The following is a 10987-nucleotide window of genomic DNA, read 5'->3' as shown; positions in this document are numbered from 1 at the left end:
GTCGCCGGCGCGGCGTCGCGGGTCGTCAACGGGTCGTGCGACTGGGCCGGGCCGTGGGCCCCATCCGGCCGCCCGCCGTCGTGTTCCTGACCGGTCCGGGCGCCTCGTGCCCGGGCTCCTCCCCGTGCGGTCCCGCGTGGGTGGCCGCCCGCACCACGGCCTCGTCGTCCGGGTCCGCCGTGACGCCTTCCGCTTGCCTGCCGTGCCGCCGGTGTCCGTGCCGCCCGGGCCGGGACGACTCGGGACGCCCCGGTCTGCCGGCCCGCCCGGACTGCCCGGTCCCTTCGGCCCGGACGTCGTCCGAGCCGGACCGTTCGCGGTCCCCGGGCCGCGCCTGTGTCAGCCACGCGACCGCCGCACCGGTGACCGCCACCGGCCACTCCACGACTCCCGCCGCACCGAGCACTCCGGCTCCGGTGTACACGGCGAGCCGGCGGCTCCGCGGCGACACGGCACCCATCTTGTCCAGAGCACCCTCGGCCACCCTGCCGACGGTCCCCGCACCCGGCAGCCGGCCCAGCACCGAGGCCGCGCCGCGCACGGGAGCGGTCAGGACCGTGGACGCATTCCGCTCAGCCATCGCTCACACACCTCCGGGACACACATCTCCCCGTGGCCCCCGAGTGCCCACGACCACGCAGTTCATCCCGCCACTACCAGGGAACACCAGCCGCGGTGCGTTGCTCAGCGGTGCGTCGCGAGGGCGCGGTGCCTCGCGACGGCGCGGTTCACTCCTCGTCGGACTCCTCGGAGCTCTCCGCCTCGGTGGTCGCGCCCCCCGCCTCCAGGAGACGCGCGAGCTGACGGCCGACGATGCGCTTGAACTTGCGCTGCTGCGGGCGCGTACGGTCAAGCACGGCGACCTCGAGGCGCTCGGCGGGGATCTCCCGCTCGCTGCCGTTGGTGTCGCGGGACAGGGCCTGGACGGCCAGTTTCAGCGCTTCCGCCAGCGACATCCCGTCCCGGTGGCGCTGGTCGAGGAAACCGCTGATCTGCTCCGCGTTGCCGCCCACCGCGACCGAGCCGTGCTCGTCCACGATGGAGCCGTCGTGCGGCAGCCGGTAGATCTGGTCGCCCTCGGGGGTCTCCCCCACCTCGGCGACGACCAGCTCCACCTCGTACGGCTTCTCCGCCGCGGACGAGAAGATGGTGCCCAGGGTCTGCGCGTAGACGTTGGCCAGACCCCGGGCCGTGACGTCGTCGCGGTCGTAGGTGTAGCCACGCAGGTCGGCGTAGCGGACGCCGCCGATGCGCAGGTTCTCGTACTCGTTGTACTTGCCGGCGGCCGCGAAGCCGATCCGGTCGTAGATCTCGCTGAACTTGTGCAGCGCGCGGGACGGGTTCTCGCCGACGAACACGATGCCGTCGGCGTACTGCAGCACGACCAGGCTGCGGCCACGGGCGATGCCCTTGCGGGCGTACTCCGCCCGGTCGGCCATGGCCTGCTGGGGTGAGACATAGAACGGCGTCGACACCGGTTATCCGTCCCTTTCTGTCATGGTCACTGGATCACCTCGAAAAGAACCGGCCCGCTCAGAGCAGGGCGGCCTTGGGGCCGTCCGGCTCCTCCAGGCGCCGCTGGAGCACCGAACGGGAGAGCTCCGAGGCCTCGTCATCGGTCAGCCGGCGGAAGCCGTCCTCGGTGATCACGGTGATGATCGGATAGATCCGGCGGGCGACATCGGGACCACCGGTCGCCGAGTCGTCGTCTGCCGCGTCGTACAGGGCCTGGACCACCAGGGTCGCGGCCTGCTCCTCGGTCAGGTCGTCACGGAACAGCTTCTTCATCGCGCCCCGCGCGAAGACCGAGCCCGAACCCGTCGCCGAGAAGTGGTGCTCCTCGGAGCGGCCGCCGGTGACGTCGTAGGAGAAGATGCGCCCCTTCGCACGGTCCAGGTCGTACCCCGCGAACAGCGGCACCACGGCCAGGCCCTGCATGGCCATGCCGAGGTTGGACCGGATCATGGTCGACAGCCGGTTCGCCTTGCCCTCCAGCGAGAGCTGGGCACCCTCGACCTTCTCGAAGTGCTCCAGCTCCAGCTGGAACAGCTTCACCATCTCGACGGCGAGACCGGCGGTGCCGGCGATGCCGACGGCCGAGTACTCGTCCGCCGGGAACACCTTCTCGATGTCCCGCTGCGCGATCACGTTGCCCATCGTGGCCCGGCGGTCACCGGCGAGGACCACGCCCCCCGGGAACGTCACGGCGACGATCGTGGTCCCGTGCGGCGCCTCGAGCACGCCCTGCACGGGCGGCAGCTGCCGCTTGCCGGGCAGCAGCTCGGGCTGGTGCTCGGAGAGGAAGTCCATGAAGGAGGAGGACCCTGGCGTCAGGAAGGCAGCTGGTAGACGCCCGGTGCCACGATTATTGGCTTCCACGAGTTTCCTTCCAGGTAGGCGGCGGCCCGGCGGACGGCGTCGGGGTCGCCCCTCAACTTGCCGATGGCCGAATTGCAGTTGAAGCACAGTACGCCAGGGACCCTACCCGCCTTGTGGCAGTGATCCACATGCGCGGCGGGGGCCGTCGGACAGATCATGTGCGCGGGCGGCCGTGCGTCCGCGCCGCACCCCGGGCACCGCGTTCCCGACGGCCTCCGGGCAGCACCCGGAGGCCGTCTCGCCGATACCTGTCCCTCGCGGACGCTCCCCCGCCACCTTCACTTGGAAGGCGACGCGACCGGGGCGCTCTTACTCTCCGCCCTTTTGCACGAAGGAGCGCACGAAGTCCTCGGCGTTCTCCTCGAGCACGTCATCGATCTCGTCGAGGACGGAGTCCACGTCGTCGCTCAGCTTCTCGTGGCGCTCCTTGAGGTCCTCGGAAGCCTGCGCGTCCTGCGCCTGCTCCTCGACCTCCTCGGTGGAGCGCGTCGCCTTCTGCTGACCGCCGCCGGTGTCCTTGGTTGCCATAACCCTCACCCCGCTCAGTTCGCCCGACATGGTCGACGGGTCGGCATTCCTGCCGATCGGTGATGATCAGACCCTACAAGCCGGGTCCGACATCGGCCCCGCAGTTTCGACAACGTGCGGGGGCCATCTCGATGATTCCCGGACGCCGGGGTTTCCACCCTGCGCGCCCGGGTCGGTCCGGGTACCCGTGGGAGTACCCGCTGATCACCCTCATCCGCCGGACAGGACCCTGACCAGGTCTTCCGCCGTGCGGCAGCGGTCCAGCAGCTCCTTGACGTGATTTCGCGTTCCGCGAAGCGGTTCGAGGGTTGGGACGCGCTGGAGGGAGTCGCGGCCCGGCAGGTCGAAGATGACCGAGTCCCAGGAGGCGGCGGCCACGTCGTCCGCGTACTGCTCGAGACAGCGCCCGCGGAAGTAGGCGCGGGTGTCCTCAGGAGGCGTCGTACGGGCCTTGTCGACCTCGGACTCGTCCAGGAGGCGCTTGATGCGGCCGCGGGTCGCCAGGCGGTTGTACAGGCCCTTCTCGGCGCGTACGTCGGCGTACTGGAGGTCGACCAGGTGCAGCCGGGCGGCGTCCCAGTCGAGCCCGTCGCGGCGGCGGTAGCCCTCCATGAGCTCCCGTTTGGCGACCCAGTCCAGCTCGCCGGCCAGGCTCATGGGGTCGTTCTCCAGCCGGTTGAGGGTGTCCTCCCAGCGGCTGAGCACGTCCTTGGTCTGGTCGTCGGCGTCCGCCCCGAACCGCTCCTCCACGTACTTGCGGGACAGCTCGAAGTACTCCATCTGCAACTGCACGGCGGTCAGCGTCCGGCCGCTGCGGAGGGTGATGAGCCGCTTCAGCGATGGGTCGTGGGAGACCTGGTGGAGGGTGCGGACGGGCTGGTCGACCGCGAGGTCCACGGCGATGAAGCCGTCCTCGATCATGGACAGGACCAGGGCGGTCGTGCCCAGCTTGAGGTAGGTGGAGATCTCGGAGAGGTTGGCGTCGCCGATGATCACGTGCAGCCTGCGGTACTTCTCGGCGTCCGCGTGGGGCTCGTCGCGCGTGTTGATGATCGGGCGTTTGAGGGTGGTCTCCAGGCCGACCTCGACCTCGAAGTAGTCGGCGCGCTGACTGAGCTGGAAACCGTGCTCGTGGCCGTCCTGCCCGATGCCCACGCGGCCGGCGCCGGTGACCACCTGGCGGGAGACGAAGAAGGGCGTGAGGTGGCGCACGATGTCCGAGAAGGGGGTCTCCCGCTTCATCAGGTAGTTCTCGTGCGTGCCGTAGGACGCGCCCTTGTTGTCGGTGTTGTTCTTGTAGAGGTGGATCGGCTGGGCGCCGGGGAGCTGCGCGGCCCGCTCGGCGGCCTCGGCCATGATGCGTTCACCGGCCTTGTCCCACAGCACCGCGTCGCGCGGGTTGGTGACCTCCGGGGAGCTGTACTCGGGGTGGGCGTGGTCGACGTAGAGGCGCGCGCCGTTGGTGAGGATCACGTTGGCCAGGCCGATGTCCTCGTCGGTGAGCTGGCTGGCGTCGGCGGCCTCGCGGGCGAGGTCGAAACCTCGCGCGTCCCGTAGCGGGTTCTCCTCCTCGAAGTCCCAGCGGGCCCGGCGGGCCCGGTGCATCGCCGCCGCGTAGGCGTTGACGATCTGGGACGAGGTGAGCATGGCATTGGCGTTGGGGTGACCGGGGACGGAGATGCCGTACTCCGTCTCGATGCCCATTACTCGCCGTACGGTCATGCGGCCCTCCTTGCCCGGCGGCGCCCTCGGTCGTGGGCGCCGCTCACTACCGCTGGCGCTCCGGTGCGTGTGCGGTGCCCGTCCCCGCACTGCGCGACTCGGCGGTAGGAAAGAGCCTAGAACGCCTTTGCGCTGGTGGGGAGATCATTTGCGTCATTGCCTGCTCCGGTCGTGGCCCGAAAAAACAGTCGGCTGCGGGTACCCCGTCGAGGGCACCCGCAGCCGCCCTGCCCTTACAGGTACTGACCGGTGTTCGCCACCGTGTCGATGGAGCGTCCGGTGTCCGCGCCCTGCTTTCCGGTGATCAGCGTACGGATGTAGACGATCCGCTCGCCCTTCTTTCCGGAGATCCGGGCCCAGTCGTCGGGGTTGGTGGTGTTGGGCAGGTCCTCGTTCTCCTTGAACTCGTCCACGCAGGCCTGGAGGAGATGGGAGACGCGGAGACCCTTCTGGTTCTTCTCCAGGAAGTCCTTGATCGCCATTTTCTTGGCGCGGCCCACGATGTTCTCGATCATGGCGCCGGAATTGAAGTCCTTGAAGTACAGGACTTCCTTGTCGCCATTGGCGTAGGTGACTTCCAGGAAGCGGTTCTCCTCGGATTCGGCGTACATGTGCTCGACCGCGGTCTGGATCATGCTGCCGACCGTGGTGGCCTTGTCGCCGCCGTGCTCGTCGAGGTCGTCCGTGTGCAGCGGGAGACGCTCGGTGAGGTACTTGCCGAAGATGTCCTTGGCCGCCTCGGCGTCCGGACGCTCGATCTTGATCTTCACGTCGAGACGGCCGGGGCGCAGGATGGCCGGGTCGATCATGTCCTCGCGGTTGGAGGCGCCGATCACGACCACGTTCTGCAGGCCCTCCACACCGTCGATCTCGGCGAGCAGCTGCGGGACGATGGTGTTCTCCACGTCCGAGCTGACACCGGAGCCGCGGGTGCGGAAGAGGGACTCCATCTCGTCGAAGAAGACGATGACGGGAGTGCCCTCGCTGGCCTTCTCACGCGCACGCTGGAAGACGAGGCGGATCTGCCGCTCGGTCTCGCCGACGTACTTGTTGAGGAGCTCGGGGCCCTTGATGTTCAGGAAGAAGCTCTTGCCGGCGGCCTGGCCGGTCACCTCGGCGACCTTCTTCGCCAGCGAGTTGGCCACGGCCTTGGCGATGAGTGTCTTGCCGCAGCCGGGAGGGCCGTAGAGCAGGACGCCCTTGGGCGGGCGCAGCTCGTGCTCCTTGAAGAGGTCCGGGTAGAGGTACGGCAGCTCGACCGCGTCGCGGATCGCCTCGATCTGGTTGCCCAGACCGCCGATCTGCTCGTAGCCGATGTCGGGGACCTCTTCGAGGACGAGCTCCTCGACCTCGCTCTTGGGCACGACCTCGTAGACGTAGCCGGAGCGCGGTTCGAGCAGCAGGGCGTCGCCGGGACGGATGGTGACGTCCAGCAGCGGCTCGGCGAGCCGCACCACCCGTTCCTCGTCGGTGTGCCCCAGTACGAGTGCGCGCTCGCCGTCCTCGAGGATCTCCTTGAGGGTGACGATGTCGCCGACGCTCTCGTACTCCATGGCCTCGACCACGTTGAGCGCCTCGTTGAGCATGACTTCCTGGCCGCGCCTGAGGTCGTCGAGTTCGACGCTCGGGCTGACGTTCACCCGCAGTTTGCGGCCGCCGGTGAAGATGTCGGCGGTGCCGTCCTCGTTGGCCTGCAGGAAGACACCGAAGCCGGCCGGCGGCTGTGCGAGCCGGTCGACCTCCTCCTTGAGGGCCACGATCTGGTCGCGAGCCTCGCGCAGGGTGTTGGCCAGTCTTTCGTTCTGCGCGGAGACGCCGGCCAGATTCGTCTGCAGCTCGACGATCCTCTCTTCGAGGATCCTCGTGTGCCGCGGAGAGTCGGCGAGCTTGCGTCGCAGGACGGCGATCTCCTGCTCAAGGTAGGCGATCTGCCCGGCCGGGTCGTCGGACCCTCGTCCCGGGCGGATGCCGCGGTTCATGTCGTCGTCGTGGGCTGCCACGGTCCTCACCTCCTCCAAGGGGAGCTGGACGCTTCCAGACCCTACCTGGGTGGGTGTCGATTGAAACCCCTAGATCACAAAGACTGTCAAGGTGTGTCGTCGGTCACCCGGTGCGCTCCCTCTCGCACGGAGGGGATACCCACTCAACGTGATTCAGAAGCCGCTTGTTCCATGTCGGGAACGGCCAAAACCCTTCAGGAGTGGCCTGAGTTGCCCCTTTCCGGCCGGTCGACCGGTACGGGGGCAGCCCGAAGACCGCTCTGTCGGTCATCTGTCGGTCATCACGCAGAGCGACGGTCGAGGCGGTCGGCGTCACACGGGGGGCGGCTTGAAGTGTTCGCCCCGGGGCCCGGGGCTCCCTTCCCCGGTCGGGCGCTGGTACCCGACGCGGCGGGCGAGGAAACCCGCTGCCCCGCCGGACACCGGCGGAAATCGGGCGGAGGTAGGGTCGGGGTGTCCAACAGCCGCTGGAGCGGACCCGGCTGGCGTCAGCGCCGGGGAAACCGCCCGGCCAACCGACGGCAGGAGAGATGACCGTGCAGCAGGAGGCCCCGGGCGGCGAGGCGCTGGAGGTCTGGATCGATCAGGACCTGTGTACCGGCGACGGGATCTGCGCCCAGTACGCCCCGGAGGTGTTCGAGCTGGACATCGACGGGCTGGCCTACGTGAAGGGCGCGGACGACGAGCTGCTGCAGGCGGCGGGGGCGGCGACGCCGGTACCGCTGCCGCTGCTCACGGACGTGGTGGACTCGGCGAAGGAGTGTCCCGGCGAGTGCATCCATGTGCGCCGGGTTTCGGACAGGGTCGAGGTGTACGGCCCGGACGCGGAGTGACTCCGCCCCGACCGGGCACGGGGTGAGTCCCGGCCAGGTCCGGCCAAGGAGCGAGCCCCAGGGGGCCCGGCACGGGACGAGTCCCGGCCGGGCCCCCTGTCCGTGAGCCTGTCCATGGACCCGCGGGGCGTGTGCGCGGGCGTGCGTGCCGGTCGGGCGCCGGAACGTCACACGCTGTGCGCGACGGTGCCCGTGGAGCGGAGGAACGCGCTGCCGTTCCACCGCCACTTGGCCGGAGTCCTCAGATCGGGGCAGCAACTGGGCACGTCGGACGACGAGTAGCCGAGCAGGGTGGCGCTGACGGCCCCCTCGCGCAGGGCGAACTCGGTGACGGTGACCCGGTCCTTGGGGTCGACGAGGGTGGCGACCACGCGGGCCGCGCCGCCGTCCTTGCCGTGGGTGAGGACGTAGACGCCGTCCGGCGGGGTGCCCATGGGGGCGTCGCAGTGCACGACCGCGACGGTCTCGGGTATGCCGTCCCCGTCGAGGTCCCCGGTGGCCTTCTTCACCACCAGCGCCTTGACCGGTCCGCAGGTGAGCGGGAAGGCCACACCCCTGGTGCCGGGTGGCGCCACCGCGGCGGCGGGGGCGGACTTGGCCTCGGTGCCGGGGGCCGGCTGGGCGGCCGTGGCCGATCCGGGCTGCACGACGGAGGACAGGGCGATCACACCGGCCACGGCGGTGGCGGTGGCGACCCAGTGGATGGGCCGGGTGTGCGTGTGGGCGAGCTCCGGAACGGCGGATTGCTGCACTAGGAGTGTCTCCTGTGAGGGCTGTGCCGGTGGGGGGGTGGCCAGCATGGTGCCACACGTCACAGGGCGAGGGAACGGCGGGGTGGGTACGGGATTCCCGCAGGCGAACAGCTCGCGCGGGCGGAAGTCGCACGTGTCCTGGTGCCCGGTCAACGCACGGACGCCGTGGCCCAGTTCCCGGTGCGGTCCGGGAGGCGGGTCACGGCGCCCTGTGGCGTCTTCGGCCGGGACGGGTCAGCGGCCGCCGCCGTCGGCGTTGGGTCCGGCGTAGTCCTCGCCGTAGGCGCCCTTGGCGGGGCGGCGGCGGCGCATGGGCGGCTCGACGCCGTCGGCGAGCCGGCGGGCGGTGAGCAGGAAGCCGGTGTGGCCGATCATCCGGTGGTCGGGGCGGACGGCGAGGCCCTCGATGTGCCAGTTGCGGATCATCGTCTCCCACGCGGTCGGCTCGTTGAAGGAGCCGATCTCCCGGATGGACTCGACGGTCCGGGCGAGCTGGGTGGTGGTGGCCACGTAGCAGCACAGGATGCCGCCGGGGACGAGGGCCTTGGAGACGGCCTCCAGGCACTCCCAGGGGGCGAGCATGTCGAGGATGACGCGGTCGACGTCGGTGTCGGACAGGTTGTCCTGGAGGTCGCCGACGGTGAGCTGCCAGGCAGGGTGGGGGCCGCCGAAGTAGCGCTCGACGTTCTGCCGGGCGATGTCGGCGAAGTCCTCGCGGCGCTCGTAGGAGTGCAGCATGCCCTGGTCGCCGATGGCGCGCAGCAGGAAGCTGCTGAGCGAGCCCGAGCCGACGCCGGCCTCCACGACGCGGGCGCCGGGGAAGATGTCGGCGAAGGCGAGGATCTGTCCCGCGTCCTTCGGGTAGACGACGGCTGCGCCTCGGGGCATGGACAGGACGTAGTCGGGGAGCAGGGGGCGCAGCGCGAGGTAGGCCACGTTGCCGGTGGTGCGGACAACGCTGCCCTCGGGAGCACCGATCAGTTCGTCGTGCGGGAAGGAGCCCTTGTGGGTGTGGAAGTTCTTCCCGGCTTCGAGCGTGAACGTGTAGTGGCGGCCCTTGGGGTCGGTCAGCTGAACCTGGTCCCCGACCTTGAAGGGCCCGCGCCTGCGGGCGGCACCGGTCGGTTCGGACATGTGAACAGACTACCGGCCTTTGCGGGGGCCGCCGACCACGGGAAGCGGGGCGGGACGCGGGGCGGGAGGCGCGTCAGGAGCCCGGCCGGGCCATGGCCTTGACGAAGGCCCGCTCGACGTCGGCGGCCGAGAGGACGCCGTAGATCTCGCCGGTCTCCTCGACCACGAGGTACTCGGTGGCCGGGGTGGCCCGCAGCGTGTCGAGGAGCTCCTCGCCCGCCAGTTCGGCGGAGACGCGCATGCCGTCGGTGAGTTCCTGGGCGAGACCGCTGACGGCGACCCAGGGGCGGCGGTGCTCGGGCACCCCGACGATGGCCGCCTCGCGGACGAGGGAGAGCGGGTTGCCGTCGGCGTCGACGACGACGAGGGCGCGGGCGCCGGCGGCGTTGGCGCGGCGCAGGGCCTCGGAGAGCGGGGTGTCGTTCTCGACCGGTACGGCCCGCCGGGTCAGGGTGCGGGCGCGCAGCTCGGGGAGGTGCTCGCGCAGCCGGGCCATGCGCAGGCTGTTGCCGGCGCCGGTCCAGATGATCGCGGCGAGGATCGCGGCCAGGAGGGCGTCGGTGACGGTGTCCATGCCGCTGATGTCCTCGTTGCCGCCTCCGAAGGCGCCGGACCGGTTGAGCAGCGGCAGGCCGACGAGGACGGAGATGGCGAGGGCGCGGCCGACCCAGGCGGCGGCGACGGTGCCGCTCATGGGCTTGCCGGTGATCTTCCAGACGACGGCGCGGAGCATGCGGCCGCCGTCCAGCGGGAGGCCGGGCAGCAGGTTGAAGGCGGCCACGATGAGGTTGGAGATCATCAGGCCGGCGAGCAGGACGCCGGGGACGGTGTCGGGCTCGACCGGCTTCATGGCGAGGTAGAAGATCCCGGCCAGGACGAGGGAGAGCAGGGGCCCGACGAAGGCCAGGACGAATTCCCGCCCCGGGGTCTCGGCCTCCTTCTCGATCTCGGAGACGCCGCCGAAGAACTGGAGCTGGATGCGGCGGACCGGGAGCCGGAAGCGGATCGCGGCGACCGTGTGGGCCAGCTCGTGGACCAGTACGGAGGCGTAGAAGGCGACGGCGAAGAACAGCGACACCAGGTAGCGGGCGGCGCCCAGTTCGGGCAGCACCCGGTCGAGCTGGCCGCCGAAGACCCAGGTGATCAGCGCGGCCACGAGGAACCAGCTCGGCGCGACGTAGACGGGCACCCCGAAGGGGCGTCCCATGAGCAGGCCGCCGCCCGGTCCCTTGGGGCGGGGCTGGGGCGGCTCGCCCTTGGCGATGCCGGCGTGGGCGAGGGAGCGGTGCTCGCCGGAGGCCGTCCGTTCGCCCTCCTCGGCGGTCGCCGGGTGGCGCCGGGCCGGGCCGGCCTCACCGCGCCGTGCCGCGTCGTCGGGGGCCGGCTGGTCGTCCTCGCCCGGTGCCGGGCGGGGGCTCTCGGACGGCGTGAGCTTGCCGGGGCCGGGGCCGCTGTCCGTGCCGGTGCCGGTCGCGCTCTCCGCGTCGTCACCGGTGTCGGTCGGGGTGTCTGCACCGGCACCGGCGCCGGTCACGGTGTCGGTGCCGGCGTCGGCGTCGGCGTCACCGTCGGCGTCCGTTCCGGTGCCGGTCGGCGTCTCGGTGTCCGGGGCGGCCGGGCGCGGGGCCCGGGGGCCGGC

The 10987-nt window shown here is 70.7% G+C and carries 10 protein-coding genes and 1 pseudogene; 1 reads left to right on the top strand and 10 read right to left on the bottom strand.

Annotation, left to right across the window (positions count from 1 at the left end; genetic code table 11):
• Positions 1-25: 25 nt before the first annotated feature.
• The 7 genes and pseudogenes from V7E45_RS22685 to arc all read right to left on the bottom strand — a co-directional run bounded on the left by V7E45_RS22685 (position 26) and on the right by arc (position 6629).
• Positions 26-580: a hypothetical protein gene (locus tag V7E45_RS22685; protein WP_333776035.1), complete on the bottom strand. Its 555-nt coding sequence runs from the start codon at positions 578-580 to the stop codon at positions 26-28.
• Between the two features lie 148 nt (positions 581-728).
• On the bottom strand, positions 729-1475 hold the full coding sequence (prcA, locus tag V7E45_RS22680; RefSeq protein WP_333776034.1) for a proteasome subunit alpha: 747 nt from the start codon (positions 1473-1475) through the stop codon (positions 729-731).
• 58 nt (positions 1476-1533) lie between these two features.
• A complete protein-coding gene (gene prcB / locus V7E45_RS22675) occupies positions 1534-2379 on the bottom strand; it encodes a proteasome subunit beta (RefSeq protein WP_333776033.1) in 846 nt (281 codons plus the stop codon).
• Positions 2331-2573: pseudogene (locus V7E45_RS22670) on the bottom strand (endonuclease domain-containing protein); the annotation flags it as partial. The pseudogene V7E45_RS22670 and the gene prcB, both read right to left, overlap by 49 nt.
• 115 nt (positions 2574-2688) lie before the next feature.
• A complete protein-coding gene (locus V7E45_RS22665) occupies positions 2689-2907 on the bottom strand; it encodes a ubiquitin-like protein Pup (protein ID WP_020939002.1) in 219 nt (72 codons plus the stop codon).
• Between the two features lie 210 nt (positions 2908-3117).
• The gene (gene dop / locus V7E45_RS22660; RefSeq protein ID WP_443056143.1) at positions 3118-4629 is read right to left on the bottom strand and encodes a depupylase/deamidase Dop; all 1512 of its coding nucleotides are present in this window, start codon (positions 4627-4629) and stop codon (positions 3118-3120) included.
• Between the two features lie 233 nt (positions 4630-4862).
• Positions 4863-6629, bottom strand: a complete 1767-nt coding sequence (gene arc, locus V7E45_RS22655; RefSeq protein ID WP_020939004.1) for a proteasome ATPase — start codon at positions 6627-6629, stop codon at positions 4863-4865.
• A gap of 530 nt (positions 6630-7159) precedes the next feature.
• Between arc and V7E45_RS22650 the strand changes: the two genes are divergently transcribed.
• Positions 7160-7462 carry a ferredoxin gene (locus tag V7E45_RS22650; RefSeq protein ID WP_333776032.1) on the top strand — a complete coding sequence of 101 codons (303 nt, stop codon included), beginning with the start codon at positions 7160-7162 and terminating at the stop codon, positions 7460-7462.
• A 167-nt stretch (positions 7463-7629) separates the two neighbouring features.
• On the opposite strand, the gene V7E45_RS22645 is transcribed toward V7E45_RS22650, so the two are convergent.
• The 3 genes from V7E45_RS22645 to V7E45_RS22635 form a co-directional block, all read right to left on the bottom strand.
• Entirely contained in the window at positions 7630-8214 is a 585-nt protein-coding gene (locus tag V7E45_RS22645; RefSeq protein ID WP_333776031.1) for a hypothetical protein, read from the bottom strand.
• Positions 8215-8448: 234 nt separating this feature from the next.
• Positions 8449-9348 carry a tRNA (adenine-N1)-methyltransferase gene (locus V7E45_RS22640; protein WP_333776030.1) on the bottom strand — a complete coding sequence of 300 codons (900 nt, stop codon included), beginning with the start codon at positions 9346-9348 and terminating at the stop codon, positions 8449-8451.
• 73 nt (positions 9349-9421) lie between these two features.
• Positions 9422-10882 carry a site-2 protease family protein gene (locus tag V7E45_RS22635; RefSeq protein WP_333776059.1) on the bottom strand — a complete coding sequence of 487 codons (1461 nt, stop codon included), beginning with the start codon at positions 10880-10882 and terminating at the stop codon, positions 9422-9424.
• Positions 10883-10987 lie beyond the last annotated feature (105 nt).

The organism is Streptomyces sp. IBSBF 3136, from assembly GCF_036815105.1.
In the GTDB taxonomy this organism is placed as follows: domain Bacteria; phylum Actinomycetota; class Actinomycetes; order Streptomycetales; family Streptomycetaceae; genus Streptomyces.
The sequence above is the reverse complement of the archived record's forward strand: the minus strand, read 5'-3'. Positions and strand labels throughout refer to the sequence as shown.